Annotated in this window: 27 protein-coding genes and 2 pseudogenes; all 29 read left to right on the top strand. The window is 28.6% G+C overall.

What is annotated here, in order from left to right; all coding sequences use genetic code 11:
* Positions 1 to 3 precede the first annotated feature (3 nt).
* The 29 genes and pseudogenes from HALHA_RS09570 (at position 4) to HALHA_RS09460 (ending at position 18,873) form a co-directional block, all read left to right on the top strand.
* On the top strand, positions 4 to 288 hold the full coding sequence (locus HALHA_RS09570) for a hypothetical protein (protein WP_015327576.1): 285 nt from the start codon (positions 4 to 6) through the stop codon (positions 286 to 288).
* Positions 289 to 416: 128 nt separating this feature from the next.
* On the top strand, positions 417 to 647 hold the full coding sequence (locus tag HALHA_RS13740) for a DUF4372 domain-containing protein (RefSeq protein WP_041607777.1): 231 nt from the start codon (positions 417 to 419) through the stop codon (positions 645 to 647).
* Positions 625 to 978: a transposase gene (locus HALHA_RS13900; RefSeq protein WP_342662857.1), complete on the top strand. Its 354-nt coding sequence runs from the start codon at positions 625 to 627 to the stop codon at positions 976 to 978. The genes HALHA_RS13740 and HALHA_RS13900 overlap by 23 nt, the downstream gene beginning before the upstream one ends.
* 8 nt (positions 979 to 986) lie before the next feature.
* Positions 987 to 1,037, top strand: a complete 51-nt coding sequence (locus tag HALHA_RS13935) for a hypothetical protein (protein WP_425402049.1) — start codon at positions 987 to 989, stop codon at positions 1,035 to 1,037.
* 300 nt (positions 1,038 to 1,337) lie between these two features.
* Complete coding sequence (locus HALHA_RS09560; protein WP_156801232.1) at positions 1,338 to 1,733, top strand: helix-turn-helix domain-containing protein; 396 nt, start codon at positions 1,338 to 1,340, stop codon at positions 1,731 to 1,733.
* Between the two features lie 226 nt (positions 1,734 to 1,959).
* Positions 1,960 to 2,211 carry a Blp family class II bacteriocin gene (locus tag HALHA_RS09555; RefSeq protein WP_015327575.1) on the top strand — a complete coding sequence of 84 codons (252 nt, stop codon included), beginning with the start codon at positions 1,960 to 1,962 and terminating at the stop codon, positions 2,209 to 2,211.
* Between the two features lie 63 nt (positions 2,212 to 2,274).
* Positions 2,275 to 2,652 (top strand): hypothetical protein, encoded by a 378-nt coding sequence (locus HALHA_RS09550; RefSeq protein ID WP_015327574.1) that lies wholly within the window; start codon positions 2,275 to 2,277, stop codon positions 2,650 to 2,652.
* A gap of 192 nt (positions 2,653 to 2,844) precedes the next feature.
* Positions 2,845 to 2,994, top strand: a pseudogene (locus tag HALHA_RS13330) (cysteine peptidase family C39 domain-containing protein); the annotation flags it as partial.
* A gap of 321 nt (positions 2,995 to 3,315) precedes the next feature.
* Positions 3,316 to 4,056, top strand: coding sequence for a LuxR C-terminal-related transcriptional regulator (locus HALHA_RS09545; protein ID WP_015327573.1), 741 nt, complete (start codon positions 3,316 to 3,318; stop codon positions 4,054 to 4,056).
* A gap of 151 nt (positions 4,057 to 4,207) precedes the next feature.
* On the top strand, positions 4,208 to 4,423 hold the full coding sequence (locus tag HALHA_RS09540) for a hypothetical protein (protein WP_015327572.1): 216 nt from the start codon (positions 4,208 to 4,210) through the stop codon (positions 4,421 to 4,423).
* Positions 4,424 to 4,464: 41 nt separating this feature from the next.
* Complete coding sequence (locus tag HALHA_RS13505; RefSeq protein ID WP_015327571.1) at positions 4,465 to 4,638, top strand: hypothetical protein; 174 nt, start codon at positions 4,465 to 4,467, stop codon at positions 4,636 to 4,638.
* A 115-nt stretch (positions 4,639 to 4,753) separates the two neighbouring features.
* A complete protein-coding gene (locus tag HALHA_RS09535; RefSeq protein ID WP_015327570.1) occupies positions 4,754 to 5,335 on the top strand; it encodes a hypothetical protein in 582 nt (193 codons plus the stop codon).
* A 260-nt stretch (positions 5,336 to 5,595) separates the two neighbouring features.
* Positions 5,596 to 6,243, top strand: a complete 648-nt coding sequence (locus HALHA_RS13085; protein ID WP_169314486.1) for a CPBP family intramembrane glutamic endopeptidase — start codon at positions 5,596 to 5,598, stop codon at positions 6,241 to 6,243.
* Between the two features lie 184 nt (positions 6,244 to 6,427).
* The gene (locus HALHA_RS09525) at positions 6,428 to 6,622 is read left to right on the top strand and encodes a hypothetical protein (protein ID WP_015327568.1); all 195 of its coding nucleotides are present in this window, start codon (positions 6,428 to 6,430) and stop codon (positions 6,620 to 6,622) included.
* A gap of 32 nt (positions 6,623 to 6,654) precedes the next feature.
* Positions 6,655 to 6,846: a hypothetical protein gene (locus HALHA_RS09520; RefSeq protein WP_015327567.1), complete on the top strand. Its 192-nt coding sequence runs from the start codon at positions 6,655 to 6,657 to the stop codon at positions 6,844 to 6,846.
* Between the two features lie 582 nt (positions 6,847 to 7,428).
* On the top strand, positions 7,429 to 7,590 hold the full coding sequence (locus HALHA_RS13325) for a cysteine peptidase family C39 domain-containing protein (protein ID WP_083882256.1): 162 nt from the start codon (positions 7,429 to 7,431) through the stop codon (positions 7,588 to 7,590).
* Between the two features lie 454 nt (positions 7,591 to 8,044).
* On the top strand, positions 8,045 to 8,260 hold the full coding sequence (locus HALHA_RS09515; RefSeq protein ID WP_015327566.1) for a hypothetical protein: 216 nt from the start codon (positions 8,045 to 8,047) through the stop codon (positions 8,258 to 8,260).
* Between the two features lie 23 nt (positions 8,261 to 8,283).
* On the top strand, positions 8,284 to 8,457 hold the full coding sequence (locus tag HALHA_RS13500; RefSeq protein ID WP_015327565.1) for a hypothetical protein: 174 nt from the start codon (positions 8,284 to 8,286) through the stop codon (positions 8,455 to 8,457).
* Positions 8,458 to 8,528: 71 nt separating this feature from the next.
* A complete protein-coding gene (locus HALHA_RS09510) occupies positions 8,529 to 9,098 on the top strand; it encodes a hypothetical protein (RefSeq protein WP_015327564.1) in 570 nt (189 codons plus the stop codon).
* Between the two features lie 302 nt (positions 9,099 to 9,400).
* Positions 9,401 to 9,838, top strand: a complete 438-nt coding sequence (locus tag HALHA_RS13080; RefSeq protein WP_052326473.1) for a DUF4372 domain-containing protein — start codon at positions 9,401 to 9,403, stop codon at positions 9,836 to 9,838.
* Positions 9,777 to 10,334 (top strand): IS4 family transposase, encoded by a 558-nt coding sequence (locus HALHA_RS13075; RefSeq protein ID WP_052326472.1) that lies wholly within the window; start codon positions 9,777 to 9,779, stop codon positions 10,332 to 10,334. Before HALHA_RS13080 ends, HALHA_RS13075 begins: the two co-directional genes overlap by 62 nt.
* A 53-nt stretch (positions 10,335 to 10,387) precedes the next feature.
* Positions 10,388 to 11,643 (top strand): IS3 family transposase gene (locus HALHA_RS09495; protein WP_156801231.1). Its coding sequence is split into 2 segments (ribosomal slippage): positions 10,388 to 10,694 and positions 10,694 to 11,643, totalling 1,257 coding nucleotides; the frame shifts between segments, so codons are not numbered across the junction.
* An 894-nt stretch (positions 11,644 to 12,537) separates the two neighbouring features.
* The gene (locus tag HALHA_RS13320) at positions 12,538 to 12,678 is read left to right on the top strand and encodes a cysteine peptidase family C39 domain-containing protein (RefSeq protein WP_083882255.1); all 141 of its coding nucleotides are present in this window, start codon (positions 12,538 to 12,540) and stop codon (positions 12,676 to 12,678) included.
* 297 nt (positions 12,679 to 12,975) lie between these two features.
* Positions 12,976 to 13,185, top strand: coding sequence for a hypothetical protein (locus HALHA_RS09490; protein WP_015327561.1), 210 nt, complete (start codon positions 12,976 to 12,978; stop codon positions 13,183 to 13,185).
* A gap of 49 nt (positions 13,186 to 13,234) precedes the next feature.
* Positions 13,235 to 13,468, top strand: a complete 234-nt coding sequence (locus HALHA_RS09485; RefSeq protein WP_015327560.1) for a hypothetical protein — start codon at positions 13,235 to 13,237, stop codon at positions 13,466 to 13,468.
* Between the two features lie 127 nt (positions 13,469 to 13,595).
* On the top strand, positions 13,596 to 14,228 hold the full coding sequence (locus HALHA_RS09480; protein ID WP_015327559.1) for a hypothetical protein: 633 nt from the start codon (positions 13,596 to 13,598) through the stop codon (positions 14,226 to 14,228).
* A 103-nt stretch (positions 14,229 to 14,331) separates the two neighbouring features.
* Positions 14,332 to 15,220 (top strand): annotated as a pseudogene (locus HALHA_RS09470) (IS3 family transposase).
* Between the two features lie 279 nt (positions 15,221 to 15,499).
* Entirely contained in the window at positions 15,500 to 17,722 is a 2,223-nt protein-coding gene (locus tag HALHA_RS09465) for a peptidase domain-containing ABC transporter (protein ID WP_015327556.1), read from the top strand.
* The gene (locus tag HALHA_RS09460) at positions 17,719 to 18,873 is read left to right on the top strand and encodes a beta-barrel domain-containing protein (protein ID WP_015327555.1); all 1,155 of its coding nucleotides are present in this window, start codon (positions 17,719 to 17,721) and stop codon (positions 18,871 to 18,873) included. The genes HALHA_RS09465 and HALHA_RS09460 overlap by 4 nt, the downstream gene beginning before the upstream one ends.
* The last annotated feature ends 4 nt before the right edge of the window (positions 18,874 to 18,877 follow it).

The following is an 18,877-nucleotide window of genomic DNA, read 5'->3' as shown; positions in this document are numbered from 1 at the left end:
TTTATGTGGTTAAAAAAATTTTTAGAAATTTTTGATTTGCCTAACGGGACTAATTTTTGGATTGCTTCTTTTTTAATAATTATTTCTTTTTTTATCATAAAGTTTTTTGGGCCCTATAAAATTATAGGAATGTTATCAATTATAAGTGTAACGGCATTAACTTTTGAAATGTTTAATAAACAGTTTTTTAAATATCCTGTGGCTATTTTAGTATTTATTTCTTCGATAATAGTAGGAATAAGTGTTTTCGGTTATGTGTTTTTTGGTAATATTATGAGTACTTCCTAGAATTTATATTAGGTCACTAGCGTTGCATCGTTTTTTATAAAAAGTTATTGAAAAAATAAAACCCCTTTGATTAAATGGATAAGTACCCACCACAGTACAAAACCCATGAAACCAAAGGAGCTGAAATCATGAATTATTGTACCATACTTGTAACTAAACTGCTAGATGTTATTGATAAAAATTTTCTAAAAGGTTTAATTAATAAATATAATGCAGATTATAAGGTTCATAAACTAACAACAGAAGTTTATTTGTTATATTTACTTTACTTTCATCTTACAAAAAAAGAAAGTCTAGAAGACTTTGTTTCGGGTCTAAAGAATAATAAGTATCTAAATAAAGTATTACCTAAGATTTGATGATTTAACTTTTAATCCTAGCTATACTTATCTTTTTGATAGAGCTTATATAAAGTATAAAAAATTTGATGAATTTATAAAAAATGATATTTACTTTGCAACTAGAGCAAAATCTAACACTAAAATTGAACTCATCAGATCGTTAGATCTAACTTCTAAGGATAAAGAAGCAGATGTTATATTAGACGCTGATGTAATGCTAGGCGACCATACTTCAGAGACTAGAATGAAACATAAAACAAGACTAGTTAGAGTAAAAACTACTGATCGAAATGGAAAAGAGAAAATAATAGATATTCTAACTAATCATTTTGATTTGGAGCTCATGTAATAGCCTATTTGTATAAAAAAAGATGGCAAATAGAATTATTTTTTAAATGGATTAAGTAACATTTGAAGACAAAAAAGCTTTTTTGGGCAAAATAGAAATGCTGTCTTAACCCAAATTTATAGTGCTGTTATTTTATTTTTAATCCTAAAATTACTTAAAAAATAGTCTAAATTTAAAGGAACATTGCTTAAACTTACTAGAAAGATAAAATATTCTATTATGTAAGTTGTAAAAGATAATTTCCATTGGAGTAAATGGATTAATAGTACTTGATAAAATTTATTGCTTAAAACCTAGGGTAAAATAGAATCTTGTCCAGAAATATATCCTATATTTTACTTTTAATACAAGATAAAGTTTTGTTTTGTTTCGCTTTACCTTTATGGTTAGATGATGAAGAACTGGTAGGATATCTTGATGTGTCAACTATAGAAGAGGAACTAAAGGGAGAGTTAATAGCTATTGCTAAGTTATTAAAACAAAAGATAATCGCAGAATATGAAAAAATGAAAGATGAGCAACTTAAAAAACAAAGTGAAAATTTAGAACTAACAGATAAGCAAATGGAAATTTTAGAGTTTTTGCTTCAGGGGCTAGCAGAGGAAGTTATAGCTGAGGAAATGAATTGTACTCAGGCTAATATAAAGTACCATAAACAAAATATTTTTGAAAGATTAGATGTAACGTGTACTACGGAAGCGATTATTAAAGCTATTAAATTAAGATTAATTTTAGTAGATGAGATTGAAGTTTAGTAAAATTATTTTAGTGTAAATAATAGATAAGGATATTTATTAACCTTTAGGTATACAATTATGTATATCTAGAGGTTGAATTATTTTAAGATATAACGGCGAATAATCCTCGAGGCATAATCACATTAGACTGTACTAAAGTATAGTAGACAGGTTAGGAATATTATGGTAAATTAATAATAGTGAACTTTCCGGGGAGAAAGATTATATTAAGGAGGAATTTTTGATGGATAATTTAGCTAGTGTTGGTATGGTTGAGTTAAATGAAGAAGAATTAATGATGGTTGATGGGGGATTTTTTAGTGTAACTGATCTAGGCTGGGCTGCTGCTGGTGGAGCTATCAGTGGTGCAATAACATATGGTTCAATTGGTGGAGCACCTGGTGCTGTTGCAGGAGCCTTTACTGGAGCAGCTTTAGGGGCATTAGATTATCTAATGACAGAAGCAGGAAAAACAGTAGTAGAAAGCAGTTTTTAAATAATACAAATTATAAGGGGCTTGATTTTAAGCCCCTTGTACAGATTAATTAGGAGGAAAATAATGAATAAATATTTAAGAAACTTTTTAGTTTTTACTATGGGGTATGGTTTATTTAAAACGTTCAATTTAGGAATTATTATGGGAATTTATAATGGTGTGATATTTGGAATTTTGGGTATAGGTATTTTTTCTATAGGGTTACCCATTTTAACTAGATTATTTGAAAAGATAGAAGAATATTTTGAAAGCAAAGAAAAAATGCATAGATATATAGAGACATTTTTGTTTTTATCTATATGGTATGGATTATATAAAGCTTTTGAAGAGGGGGTTTTTGTAGGGGTTTATAGTGGAATAATATTTGGAATTTTAGGTTCAATTATGTTTACCAAAAGCTTTGAACAAATGGAATCAATATTTAAAAATAACAGAAATTAGTTTGGTTATTATTTTCATTATTAATAATAGATTATGAATGATGATTTGTGTCTTATATTGATAATATATTAAAGAAATATTTATAAGGATATGTTGATTAATTAAGATCAATTTAAAAGTAAGGATATTTAAAAAGGAGATACAAAATAAACACATTCACAAAACTAAAAAACATTCAATCGCTACTACTGCATTAAACAACATGACATAACTGACTGCGGAGCATACTGTTTAGCTACCATAGGTAAACAGTATGATTTGGACATTCCTATTTCACAGGTTAGAGAAGTTGCTGGCACAGATAAACGTGGTACTAATGCTTTAGGTGTGGTCAAAGCAGCCTAGGAGCTTGACTTTAGCGCCAAAGGAGTCAATAGCTAAACCCGAAAATTTAACAGCTGATTTACCGCTTCAGTGATAGATTATATTATTAAGCAAGGTGCAGACTGACATTTTGTCGGTTTTTTTACTTAATCACTTCCAATAATCAGCAGATGAATAACAATAAAAGAACAAAACTTCAATCAAATTGTAAAACTAGCATAATTTTGCAGGAAAAACATAATACATTCAATAATTATAATTAAGGGAATCTTTATTAGCATTAAAAATGGAGGTAACGTAGTATGGAAGTGATTAAGTTAGATGTAGAAGTTGGGGTAGATGTGTTTAAATAAAGATATCTTTTCTCCTATAGTAATTGAAGGCAATAAATTACAAATGAGATTATCGGAATATGAATTATTAATTTTTGCTTTTGAAAGATCTGTAGGAGCAATTAATAATTTAATTGATGGAAGCTATTGCTTTTTGTTGACTGATCCGGAAGGGATTTTATTACAAATAAAGGGTAAACAGGAGACTAAATCCCAGATTGAAGAATTAGCAATTAAGCTAGGAGTATCTTTTGCAGAAAAGAGTAGTGGAACTAATGCTATTTCTATGGCAATGTTATTAAAAGAACCAGTTTATATGATGCCTGAACAGCATTATTGTGATTTTCCCAAAGTTTTATATTGTTTTGCTTTCCCTTTAGGGATAGATGGAAAATTGGTAGGTTATCTTGATGTTTCAACTATAGAAGAGGAATTAAAGGGAGAGTTAGTGGTAATTGCTAGATTATTGAGATATAAGATGAACGCAGAATATAAGAAAATGAAAGATAAGCAACTTAAAAGACAAAGCGAAGATTTAGAACTAACAGATAAACAAATGGAAATTTTAGAGTTATTGGCTCAGGGGTTAGCAGAAGAAGTTATAGCAGAGAAGATGGATTGTACTAAGGCTAATATAAAGTACCATAAACAAAAAATTTTTGAAAGATTAGATATAACGTGTACTACGCAAGCGATTATTAAAGTGATTAAATTAAGATTGATTTTAGTAGATGAGATTGAAGTTTAGTAAAGTTATTTTAGGATATAATGTCGAATAATCCTCAAGGCATAATCACATTAGACTGTACTAAAGTATAGTAGACAGGTTAGGAATATTATGGTAAATTAATAATAGTGAACTTTCCGGGGAGAAAGATTATATTAAGGAGGAATTTTTGATGGATAATTTAGCTAGTGTTGGTATGGTTGAGTTAAATGAAGATGAGCTAATGATGGTTGAAGGTGGAGGAGATTATGGTAAGATTGTAGCAGTTACTTTAGGAGTAGTAGGAATAGCTTTTGCTCCTTATGCAGGGATTGCTGCTGGTAGTTATGGAGTTTGGGCTGCAGCGACTACTGGAGGTGCAGCACTTATTCAATCAGCTGGTTATTAAATTTAGTTGATTTAGCTTTAAATAGAAAGGTGGTGAATTTCATGAGGGATCTTGCTCAAGAGGAATTATTAGTAGTTAATGGTGGTGAATTATCTGATGTTAATTGGATAGGTTTTGCTGCTGGAGCAACCACATTAATGATTTCTATTTCAAGTGCAAATGTAGCAGGAACTGCTGTTGGAATGGGGATGATTATTGATGCTTGTAATATTTAAAAATAATTATTAATTTATTAGTTGCAGTAGGTATTATTTGAATTTAAGTATAGAATTTATCTTAGTCTGAGACTAAGATAAATTCTATATACAATATTATAAAGTGGGGAAAAAAATGAAAAATATCAAAAATAATTCAATATATATATTAGTTTCTTTGATGATTATAATTCCATATATATTATTTATTATTAGCTCTATTAATATTTCTTTTTCTAAAATAGGTATACACTTATTTAGTTATATTTTATTTTTGTTGATATTTATATATCATTTAATAGAGTTTTTAGTTTTAAAGCATTATAAAAGGTTAGATAATGGCATTGAAATAAATTTAAAATTATCTATTACTAAGAATATTATTTTTTCAATACTAATTTATTTAATAATGATTGCAGTTGTATATTATAAATTTAATAATGGTTTAATACTTGTCTCCAATTCATTTGATAAATTATTATTTTCTGCTATTTTCACTTTTATTCTTAGTATAAATAAATCTAAAAAATATTATTTAATAATTGGAGATAATTACTTAATATATAATGATATAATGGTAAAATTAAATAATATATTAGAATATAATATTGAATTTCAAAATAAAATAGATTTAATATTAAAGGATAAAAAGAAATTTGTTATACCGGATTCTAATGGTAAAGTTATTAAAATTTTAGAAAAAAAACTCGATGGTTAATCATTCGGGAGGAATTTGCATCTGGAAAATAACAATAATGTTCAGCTTGCTGGACTAAAATATTTAACTGCTATAGTAGTAATTGGACTTGTACTTTAGTTTTTAACAGCTACTGTGGGAGGAGCAGTTATTAGAGCTGTCGTAGGAATCAAATTACAGGCATAGAAGAAATTAAATTTACGGCGCAGAGTGTAGTTCAGAATCATTTACAGTATTTAGTTTTATTAGGAATAGTGATTGCTGGAGTAGTAATGACCTGGATGGGGTTAAGAAGACGAAAAGACAAGTTAAAGGAATTAGTACTAAATAATAAAGAACAGATAAATATTAAGCTACTAGCAATATTGACTGTGGTAGCTGTTAGTTTAGACTTATTTTCTAGTAAAATTATGAGTATGATTATGAGTCTATCAAGCACTCCAGTTTCTAAATTAGAAAATATGGTTAAACTGATGCAGGGTGGTTTGGGACTATTAATAGGGGCTTTGATAGCTCCGGTAATAGAAGAGATAGTTTTTCGGGGGATCATCGTGGATGGTATAATTACTCGATATTCTCAAAAAACAGCTATAGTAGTTTCGGCTGTGTTATTTTCTATTTATCACTTTAATATTTTTCAACTACTGTCTAGCTTTGTAGTTGGTTTACTATTAGGATATATTTATTTAGAAACTAGGTCTGTTGTGGTGTGTATTGTTACCCATTTTATATATGATTTAATTCCGTTGGTAATGAATCAAACTCAGCCTTTTAGGAGTGGGGTTCCGAAAATAGAGAAGATGGATTATATAATAGTTGTTGTTTCTAGGCTTGTCTTAGTGAGTGGAATTAAGTTGTTACATAATTATTTTCAGTATAATTCAGTGGCATTTATTGGAGGAAGTAATGGACAGAAAGAGAATTATTAAAGTTTAGTAGGTTTTAAAAATTTTTGGATGCTTATTTTTAATTAATTTAATAATTAGTCTATTTTATTTAGAGGAGATAGGCGGAAGAGTATACTAAAGTATAGTAGACAAGTTAGGAATATTATGGTAAATTGATAATAATGAACTTACCAGGGAGAAAAACTATATTAAGGAGGAATTTTTGATGGAAGCTATAGTTAATGTTGGTATGGTTGAGTTAAGTGAAAATGATTTAATGTTAATTGATGGTGGAGTAGATTGGGTTAAAGTAGGATTAACTGCTGGGGCTACTGTTGCTCTTAGTTTCGTCTCTATTCCTTTAGGAATTGCAGGAGGATTAATAATGGTTGGAAGCGATCTTATTGATGGAGACTACTAATAATAGAAGTATCAATTTTGGAGGCTATATATATGAAAAAAATAGGTTATTTAGTTCCATTTTTATTTGCTATTATTTATGTTGTATTTATAATAAAGTTTGATTTCTTTGAGGATAATGAAATTGCTCATTTAGGTTTATTGTTTTTTGTTATAGTTATTTCAAATTTAATTACAAATTTCATACTGAAAAAATTTAAATTTATAACTTATTATTATATTTGATTACAGGAGGATGCTTATAACTATAAAAATAGAAAAGAAAAAATAATTAAAGTTACAAAATCTTCTACCACTTAGAAAAAAGAGAACTCAATAAGAGATGAATTAAGAAATGATAAAAATGGGAAAGTTACTATAAGGAAAATATTTAGTAAGAAAGACTTAATCTTAACAATGACTTTTAGTATTGAGGTGGTAAATCACTATGTGTTAGGATAGTTGTCATAAGGAGTAAAATTTTATGGTCAATGGGGACTTAGCCATATTTTTCAGAAACCTCAAAGAAATGTAGATTGAATGGCTAGTTTACTTAATAATGCTGATTCTTCTGTAGCAGGTGATGACCTTCCCCCTATTTGGAGGACACTAAGTTGAGGTAGATAATATAGTTATTATAGGTCAAGGGGAATAACTTGGGAGATACTGTTTTGATTAATATTTTTATAATTTCCTAGCTTGAACGATTTAAGAATGAGAAACACTAAATAAAGGTGGTACTATGAAGAAAATATTTAAAAAAGGTTAAGCAATTATTTAAATCATATTACTGCATTAAACAACACGATATAACGGATTGGCAGTAGCTTGCCTGGTACAATATCTAAACACTATAATTTAGAAATGCCAATTACTCAAATAAGAGAAATTGCTGGTACGGATAAGCGAGGGATAAATGCTTTAGGAGTAATCAAGGCCACTAAAGAACTTGATTTTGAGGCAAAAGTGAGAAAAAGGAAAACCAGATGATTTAACAGAGGAAGTGCTGTTACTTGCTATAGCTCATGTGGTAAAGGATAATTTAATGTATTATGTAGTGATTTGAAATAAGTAAAGATGAAATAATAGTTGCTGATTCAGCTGAAAGAATGGTCTATTATGATACTGAAGATTTTTATGAAATTTAGACAGGAGTATTAATATTAGTTAGCCCTGAAAAAATTTGAGATTGGTAATGAAATAATATTTTTTGTAATAAGACTTATTTAAGTTTGATTTTTTTATCATTGATAGTTACTTTAGACTATATTTTTGTGTAGTTTTTGGTTAGATATCTAATTAATCCTGTACTTTAGTACAGTTTGAGAAAGGATGTTCAAAAGAGACTATACTAAAGTACAGTTCACACCAAAGGATAAATGTGGTAATATATAATTGTAAACTTCTCGAGAGGTAAAAATATTTGAAAGGAGTGAATTGCATTATGGAATCTTTGGCTAATGTTGAGATGAATGAATTAAATGAAGAAGAGTTAATGATGGTTGAAGGTGGAAGTGATTTTGGGAAAGTAGCAGCACTTACCTTATCTATTGTTGGTACTGCTAGTGCTGGTATTGCAGCTGTTGCTTGTGGAATTCCTGCTGGTATTGCAGCATTAGGTACAGGTATAGCAACTACAGGTAGTTTAGTTACAGATTAATAAATTTTAGGAGGGATATCGAGATGAAAGAACTTAGTAAAATGCAATTAAGGGATATTAATGGAGGAGAATTATCAGATGTTAATTGGACTAGTTATATAGGAGGGGGGTGTGCTATAGCTGCAGGAGTTTCAACTGGAAATGTAGCTGCAGTTGCTATTGGCATGGCTACAGTTATTGATGCTTGTGATATTTAAGGTTAATTGATGGTGTGTTCTAGAACACACCACCAATTATACAATTACCTTTAATAATTGGAGTTGATAGAATGAATACCATAAAAAAATATTATTTGTATACGATATTTTTTTTGTCATTTATAATACCTAATATCTTATTGTTTATAAATTATGCTGAAGGTAGATTTATAAAAAGAATTATATATTTATCTAGTTTTATTTGTTTTTCTTTTGTATTTATATATTATTTAATTGATTTATTGACCTTAATGTATTATAAAAAGTTAGATAATGGAATTGAAGTGAATTTGAAGATTTCAGTTTATATAAGTATGTTTTTTTTAAGTATTATATATTTAATAATAGCTTTAGTTTGGAGTTATAATTTAAAATTCAAGTTAAATTCATTTAATATGTTTTTAACTTCTATGTTTTTAGTATTTAGTAGTCTTATGAGTTATTCTAAAAGTTATTACTTAATAATAGGGGATAATTATTTGATATATAAGAACAAAATAATTAATTTAGATAATATAATTAAGTATGATAAGAAGAATAATAATATAATAGTTTTGTTATTAGAAAATAAAGAAGAATTTTTTATACCGGATTCTAATAAAAAAGTTATTAAAATTTTAAAGAGAAAAGTTTATAATTGATTATTAGTTTTATTTTATAACTTGTGAGTAATATTTTAAATAAAAATTAAAAGAATCCTCTTTTTTAGTAGGATTTAGTAGTAAATTGAATAAGAGAGGACTTTTATTTTTATATGTAATTTAATAAAAATGATATAAGTGTAAAGGAGGGATAATTTAATGGATTTTAATAAAAGTAATACTTTAATGCACTAGCGTTGCATCGTTTTTTTAGATAAATTTACCTTTGCAAAATGAAAGCTCCTCTGCTTAAATGAATGAGTGCCCTCACAGCACAATTCATTAAACAAAGGAGCTAAAAAATGAAATGTACTAGTGAGTATACCATATTATTAAACAAATTCATAGATATAATAGGTGATAACTTTTTAGACGATTTGGTAGATAAATACGATTCTGATTATAAAGTCCATAAATTTAAAACTAAAGAACATTTACTATGCTTACTTTATTATCATCTTACTGAAAAAGATAGTTTAGAAGATTTTGTTTCAGAACTAAAAGGAAATAACAAACTTAATAAGGTTTTACCAGAAATCAGCAAGTCACAAATATCTAGAAAAAATGAAGATAGAGACTACAAAATATTTTATGATATTTTTCAGTATCTATTTGAACGTCTTAAATCTCAAACTGGGTATAGAAAAGCTTTAAAAGAGATTGGTTCTGTTAAACTAATTGATTCTTCAACAATTAGTTGCTGTTTATTGTTTATCACTATTTCTTTGGGCGAAATTTAGAAGTTCTAAAGGTGGCATAAAACTGCATACTCTCTATGATTTAAATACAAAAGCTCCAGAAAATATAATTATCAGCAATGCAGTTATTCATGATAAAGAAATATTAAATAATTTAACTTTCAACCCTAGTTACACTTATATTTTTGATAGAGCTTATTTAGATTATCAAAAGTTTGATGAACTTATTGCAAAAGATATTTATTTTGTTACTAAACTCAAATCTAATGCTAAAATTGAATATATTAGAAAAATACCATTAAATAAATCAGATAAGCAAAACAACATCTTGCTAGATACTGATGTCATTTTAGGTTCTGAAGTTTCAGGAACCAAAATGGAACAAGAATTAAGACTAATTAAAATTAAGGTTAAAGATAGAAGTAATAATCCAAAAGTTATTAAAGTTGTGACTAATCGTTTCGATTTAGATGCTCAAGATATCTCTGCCTTATATAAAGATCGTTGGCAACTATATAGCCCCCTAACTGACTTGTAGAAATCGTTTGTTAGTAGTATAATGGAAATAATTTAAAATTAGGGGGACTAAAAATGCCTAGAACAAAGTATTCTGACGAACTTAAAAAGCAAGTGGTAGAAGAATGCAGACAGATAGATAATATTTCTTTAGTAGCTCGGCGCCATGAAATTTCTAAAAGCACTGTTTATGCTTGGGTTAAAAAAGCTCGTAAGACAGGTTCTGTTAACTCATTACCGAATGATCAAAAGAAAAAGCTCAAAGAAACTTCTAAAAGATTAGAGAAAGTAAGTTCTGAAAATGATCAGCTAAAGAAAGTACTTGCTGAAAAAGAACTAGAATTAGCTATTTTAAGAGATTTAAGAGATCAATCAAACCCGCAGTAACCGACAGAGTGAAGGTTGCAATAAAGTGGATAAAGAAAGGTTACAAGATAGCTACAGTTTTAGACTTTGTCGGTTTATCAGAATCCACTTATTATTATAATATTAATCATAATAGCGAAGATGATAATAGCTCAAATAATCCTAATGGTAGACCTATCCCTGGCTATTCTTATAGCTATGCTGGTGAAAAAATCTCAGATGAACAGATAAAAGAATGGTTATTAGAATTAGTTGCAGGTGATGGTTTTCCTTATGGTTATAAGAAATTAACTACTTGTCTAAAGGAAGATTATATGCTTAAAATCAACCATAAAAAGGTATATAGATTGTGCAAAGAGCTTGATATATTAAGACCTCAAAGAAAGATAAAGAATCGTCACCCTAGAAGGTTAGCTAAGAGAGACGAGATTAGTAATTCTAATCAACTTTGGGAGATGGATCTTAAATATGGTTGTATCACTGGAATAGATCAATTCTTCTTTCAGTTATCAGTAATAGATGTCTTTGATAGGTCAATAATTGACTACCACTTAGGTTTAAGTTGTAAAGCTGAAGATGCTTGCAGAGTATTAAAAAAGGCTCTTGCTAAAAGAGAATTAACTAAAGGTATGGATTTACCTGTTATAAGAACAGATAATGGTTCACAGTTTACATCTAAACTCTTTGGTAGTACTTGTCAATCTCTAGGCATGAAGTACCAAAGAATACCAGTAAAAACTCCGAATATGAATGCTCATATTGAATCATTCCACTCTATATTAGAAGATGAATGTTATAGTCGTAATGAATTTCAAAGTTATATAGAGGTCTATGAGATTGTTAGTGAGTATATGAGATATTATAATAACAGGCGTAGACATGGTAGTTTAAATAACCAAGCTCCAACTCAATATTATCGAGCTGTTAAAGATAAAAAGATTAAGCCTGAAGTCTTTATTGCATAAAATAAGAAGTTACGAATGATTGAGTATGATATAGATTTTCTCCAATATTAGGGGGTTAAGCCGGCAAATAGAGCTATTTTTCAAGTGGATTAAGTAACATTTAAAAATTAAAAGGTTCTTTGGACATAATAAAAATGCAGTATTTACTCAAATCTATAGTGCATTAATTTTATTCATTTTATTAAAATTGATCAAGAAAAAGACTAAATTTAGTGGTTCATTACTCAAATTAACTCGAAAAATAAAATACTCAATATTTATGATAGTTAGTAATAACTTTAATTGGGAGCATTGGTTAAATAACTTATAACTTAAAAAAATAACCTTATTTCTTTGGGTTAGTCTAACCTTTTTGCGAAATATATTCTAAATATTGATTTTAGATGATTAATTGCTAATTTAGCTAAAGAAAGTGTAATTTTATTAGTTGAATTGTACTTGAAGTTTTTATTACAGATGGAATTATATGAAACTTAATAAGTTAGTTTGAAATTAGTAATTTCATGTATTTTACAATGCAACGCTAGTGAGTATTAGTATAAAATTATGAGTGTGATTAATTAAATATATTAAAATATAGAGATGATAAATAAATGTTATTAATATTCAAATAATAAGGTGATAGAATTGTAAACATATTTAAAAAGATCATAAAAAATGTTAGGCGATTATTTAAGACCTGTTACTGTGTTAAAAACAACATGACATGACTGATTGTGCAGCAGCCTATTTAGATACAATTTCTAAACACTATGATTTGGAAATACCAATTACTCAAATTTGAGTAATTGGTGGAACGGATAAGAGGGGTACCAATGCTCTAGGAGTAATCAAGGCAGCTAAAGAGCTTGGTTTTGAAGCCAAGAGAGAGATGATTTAACTTCTGAAGTACTTTTGCTTGTTATAGCTCATGTGGTAAAAGATAATTTAATGCATTATGTGGTAGTTTATGAAATAAATGAAGATGAAATAATAATTACTGATCCAGCTGAAAGAATGGTCTATTATGATACTGAAGATTTTTATGAAATTTAGACAGGAGTATTAATATTAGTTAGCCCTGGCGAAGATTTCGAGACTGGCAATGAGATTATATTTTTTGTAATAAGACTTATTTAAGTTTGATTTTTTTATCATTGATAGTCACTTTAGACTATACTTTCGTGTAGTTTTTGGTTAGATATCTAATTAATCCTGTACTTTAGTACAGTTTGAGAGGGGATGTTCAAAAGAGACTATACTAAAGTACAGTTCACACCAAAGGATAAATGTGGTAATATATAATTGTAAACTTCTCGGGGATTAAAAATATTTGAAGGAGAAGATTATAGTATGGAAGCTTTGTTTAATGTTGAGATGAATGAATTGAGTGAGGAAGAGTTAATGATGGTTGATGGTGGAGTTAATTGGACTAAAGTTGGTATAGGAGTTGCTATGATAGGTGAAACAATACTTGATGATACAACTGGGATAGGAGTACTTAATGATGCACCTACATTTATATGTGGGGGAACTCTTATAGTTGATGGAATTAGAGAATAAATAACATTATATTTATAATTCGAAAAAATATTTTATGAGGGGGATTATAATGCAAGAAATAACTGAATCAAATTTAAGTGAATTAAGCCAGAAAGAATTAAGTAAAATTAATGGAGGGGGTTGGACGGAAGTTGCTGTGGCGGGTGGAATAGCTTTAGCAGCGGCTTCTTGTCCATTAGCTGGAGCAGCAGCTTTTTATGGTGGAGCAAGTGCAGCTTCAGCTATAGGGACTACAATAGGAGGAATAGCTACAACAGTGGGTACTGCTACTACGGTATTTTAAATAATGTAAGCCTCCTTTTTTCGATACTGAAAAAAGGAGGCTTTTTAAAAAGTAAATATTTTTATAATTAAAAAGTTTTACTCTAATATAACTTAATAGAACGAGTAAAAAGAAATGGGGGAAACCAATGAAACAGTTTTATAAAAAAAGAGTTTTTCTAAATTATGCATTATGGGGATTAATATTGTTAATATTATTACCATATTTTATTGATTTTTTAATAATAAGATCATATGATTTGTCAGACAAAGTTGTTTATTTAATTAGTTATTCTTTTATGTTGTTTTCTGTTGCTTTTTATACAATAGATATCTTATTTAAAACTATTTGTAAGAAATTAGATAATTCTATTGAAATAAAAGTGAAATTTTCTACAGGGTTGAATGTGTTATACATAGGACTGTTTTTCTTATTTTATGTTTCAGCATTCACTTTTCACAATAAAGAACTTATTCCTTTTTACCAGCAAAATATAATGGATAGAATAATGTTTTTTGTGATAGCTGGTTTTTTTCTTTCTTTAAGTGCAAAACTCAATCAAAATTCTATATTAATAGGTAATAATTATTTTGTATATAAAGATAAAACAATAAAATTAGAAAATATTATAGGGTATAAAATTTATACTGAAAAAAGAATTTTGAGTAGACAAACTATAAAATTATTATTAAAAAATGATGAAGAATTAATTGTAAAAAGAGACATAAAGCACAAAGAAAAATTAATTAATGTTTTAAATAATAAAGGAATACATAACTAAAATTTATTAAGTAAAGATGATATCTATATCCCCCCCTAACTGACTTGTAGAAATCGTTTGTTAGCAGTATAATGGAAATAATTTAAAATTAGGGGGACTAAAAATGCCTATAACAAAGTATTCTGACGAACTTAAAAAGCAAGTGGTAGAAGAATGCAGACAGATAGATAATATTTCTTTAGTAGCTCGGCGCCATGAAATTTCTAAAAGCACTGTTTATGTTTGGGTTAAAAAAGCTCGTAAGACAGGTTCTGTTAACTCATTACCGAAGGATCAAAAGAAAAAGCTTAAATAATCCTTATGGTTATAAGAAATTAACTACTTGTCTAAAGGAAGATTATATGCTTGAAATCAACCATAAAAAGGTATATAGATTGTGCAAAGAGCTTGATATATTAAGACCTCAAAGAAAGATAAAAAATCGTCACCCTAGAAGGTTAGCTAAGAGAGACGAGATTAGTAATTTTAATCAACTTTGGGAGATGGATCTTAAATATGGTTGTATCACTGGAACAGATCAATTCTTCTTTCAGTTATCAGTAATAGATGTCTTTGATAGGTCAATAATTGACTACCACTTAGGTTTAAGTTGTAAAGCTGAAGATGCCTGCAGAGTATTAAAAAAGGCTCTTGCTAAAAGAGAATTAACTAAAGGTATGGATTTACCTGTTATAAGAACAGATAATGGTCCACAGTTTACATCTAAACTCTTTGGTAGTACTTGTCAATCTCTAGGCATGAAGCATCAAAGAATACCAGTAAAAACTCCGAATATGAATGCTCATATTGAATCATTCCACTCTATATTAGAAGATGAATGTTATAGTCGTAATGAATTTCAAAGTTATATAGAGGTCTATGAGATTGTTAGTGAATATATGAGATATTATAATAACAGGCGTAGACATGGTAGTTTAAATAACCAAGCTCCAACTCAATATTATCGAGCTGTTAAAGATAAAAAGATTAAGCCTGAAGTCTCTATTGCATAAAATAAGAAGTTACGAATGATTGAGTATGATATAGATTTTCTCCAATATTGGGGGGTTAAGCCGTGGTTGGTCTAGGTGTTTATTTAGATTTTTTCAAAAACAATTAAAAACATATTAGGCGTTTTTTGGAAAGTATTATTTGTAATTACCTGTTTAATTTATATATGGCTATTAGGTGATATTGTTATAAAATAGCTTATAATAATATTACTTTATATAGAATAAAATGTTAACTTATAAAATAAAGGTTATTAATATCTAAGTAAAAAAGGTGATAAAATGAAGAAAATATTGAAACTAATAATTAGAAAAATCAAGCGGTTATTCAAATCCTATTACTGCATTAAACAACACGACATAACAGATTGTGCTGCAGCCTGTTTGGCTACAATTTCTAAACACTATGATTTGGAAATACCAATTACTCAAATAAGAGAAATTGCTGGAACGGATAAGAGAGGTACCAATGCTCTAGGAGTAATCAAGGCAGCTAAAAAGCTTGGTTTTGAAGCAAAGGGAGTAAAAGGCCAATCAGATGATTTAACTTCTGAAGTACCTTTGCCTGCTATAGCTCATGTGGTAAAAGATAATTTAATGCATTATGTGGTAGTTTATGAAATAAATGAAGATGAAATAGTAGTTGCTGATCCAGCCGAAGGAATGGTCTATTATGACCCAGAAGATTTTTATGAAATTTGGACAGGAGTATTAATTTTAATTACTCCTACTGAAGATTTTGAAACGGGCGATGAAAAGACTGGCTTTTTTGAACGTTTTTTAGGTTTAATAACTCCGCATAAAGGGTTATTAGTTAAGATATTTTTTGCTTCTATGCTATATACTTTATTGGGGATAGCAGGTTCATTTTACTTTAAGTATTTGATTGATACTATTTTAGCTGATGGATTGGTTAAAACTTTACATATTATTTCTATTGGGATAGTCTTATTAACTCTCTTTAAAATATTAATGAACTTTTTTAGAAAGCATTTACTTCTTTATTTAAGCCAGAAAATAGATATTTCTTTGATTCTTAATTATTATCAACATGTATTAGAACTGCCAATGTCTTTTTTTGACTCTCGAAAAGTAGGAGAGATTTTATCTAGATTACGGGATACAGCGAAAATTAGACAGGCTATTTCTGGGGCTACTATTACAGTAATGATTGATAGTTTATTAGTTGCTGGAGGGGGAATTGTTTTATATATTCAAAGTTCTACTCTGTTTTGGGTTGCAGCTGTAATTATTCCTCTTTATGTATTAATTGTTTTGGGCTTTAGTAAACCTTTACGGAGGATTCATCGTAAAGAAATGGAAAATTCAGCTAATATGCAATCTTATCTGATAGAATCAGTTTCTGGAGTAGCTACTATAAAGGCATTTAATGGAGAAGAACAGGCTAATTTAGAGACTGAAAGTAGGTTTATCAAGTATATTAAATCTATATTCAAAGCTACTTTTATGCGTAATATTCAGGGGTCATTGCAAAAATTGCTTACCTCAGTTAGTGAATTTGTAATTTTGTGGGTTGGTGGATTGAAGGTAATTAATGGAGTGATTAGTGTAGGTCAGTTAATTACTTTTAATGCATTATTAGCCTACTTTTATAATCCAATTCAGAGATTAATTAATTTGCAGCCTAAATTAATGGAGGCTTATGTAGCAGCTGATAGATTAGGAGAAATCTTTGATTTAGAACAAGAAAAACAAAATGAATCTAAGAAGATACAACTAGATAAATTGGAGGGTAAAATTGAGGTGAAGGATGTTAATTTCCGTTATGGAACAAGAAAATTAGCTTTAGAAAATATCAACTTAGATATTGAAGCAGGTGAAAAAATTGCTTTAGTAGGAGAAAGTGGTTCAGGAAAGACTACTTTAGCTAAATTAATATTAAAGTATTATCTCCCAGATAATGGAGAAATTTTATTAGATGGCTATAATATAAAAGATATTAACTTAGAAATCTTAAGACAAAAGATTGGTTATGTTCCTCAAGATGTATTTTTATTTAGTGGAACTTTGCGAGAAAATATCTCTTTTGGTTTTCAAGATATAGCTATGAAGGAGATAATAAATGCTGCTAGGAAGTCTCAAATTCATCAATTTATTAATCAATTACCGTTAAGGTATAACACAATGGTAGGAGAGAGAGGATCAAATTTATCAGGAGGTCAAAAGCAGAGGATAGCTATTGCGAGAGCTATTCTTAAAGATCCAGATCTGCTTATTTTAGATGAGGCGACGAGTAATCTTGATACAGCAACTGAAAAAGCAATTCATAATACTATTGAAGATATAAGCCAAGATATTACAACAATTATAATTGCCCATCGATTAAGCACTATCATGCAGTGTGATAAAATTGTAGTTTTAGATGAGGGAGAGATTATTGAATTAGGAACTCATCAGCAGTTAATTCAAAAACAAGGAAAATACTATCAGTTATGGCAGGGCCAAACTCTGGAAAATAATGAGTTAGAGGTAGATGCATCATGAAAGAAAGAATAATTGATTTTGAAGATTTATCCTATAGTCAGGAAATGTTAGAAGCCAAGGTTCCTAATTTTATAGCTATTTTTATTTATCTACTTATTACTTTATTGGCAGTAGCTTTTATTTGGATGTGGTTTGGAGAAATAGATATAGTAGTCAAAGCAGATGGTTTAGTGCGACCTGCTCAAGAAGTTAGTGTGATTCAAAATATTAGTGGTGGTAATATAAAAAAGTTAAATTATAAAGAAGGCCAGCAGGTAAAAAAGGGAGATTTGCTTTATAAAATAAAGACTACTTATTTAAATACAAAACAGGATAATTTAAACCAAAAAATAAAAAAGTTAAAGATAGAAATAAAAAATTTAAAACTATTAAAAAAGAGTATAAAAGAAGAAGGTAGTAATCTATTAAAAACTAAAGCAAGATTTTATTATAGTCGCTACTTAATTTATAAATATAAAAAGGCCCAGTTACGGATTGACTGCAATCAAGCTAAACGAAGGTATTTACAAGAAAAAAGTTTAAGTGTTAGTGCTACTACTGAAAGTAGATTGAAAGAGTTAAAAGCGAGGTATAAATCAGCTCAACTTATTTTAGAAGCTTATAAGAATAAAACTTTAGTAGATATACAACAAGAAATAAAAACTAAAAAAGATAGATTGGTTAATTTAACACAACAGTCTCTAGAGACTGATCAACAAATAAACTTAAGTAGGGTAACTGCCCCAATTAGTGGTACAATTCAAGTATTACAACAATTTAATAAAGGAGATTATATGGCTTCGGGACTAAAAATAATACGAATTATTCCTCAAATAAATTCTAACTATAAAATGGAGATTACAGTACCTAATCAAGAAATTAGCAAGTTAGAAGTAGGCCAAACAGTTAGATACCGCTTTTTGTCCTTATCTTATAAGGAGTATGGAACTTTAGAAGGAGAAATAACTAAAATATCAAAAGATGCTAATATGATGTCAAGAAATTCAAAGTTGCCTTATGATGTAGAAGCAACAATTAAGGGCACCAAACTTTATGATAATCAAGGCAGACCGGAGAAAATAAAGCCAGGTATGTTAAGCAAAGTCCGAGTAGTTGTCCGACAGAAAAAGATATTATACTTTTTATTAGAGAAGCTAGATTTTATTTCTTAATAAG

The sequence above is a fragment of the Halobacteroides halobius DSM 5150 genome, from assembly GCF_000328625.1.
Lineage (GTDB): Bacteria > Bacillota > Halanaerobiia > Halobacteroidales > Halobacteroidaceae > Halobacteroides > Halobacteroides halobius.
The sequence above is the reverse complement of the archived record's forward strand: the minus strand, read 5'-3'. Positions and strand labels throughout refer to the sequence as shown.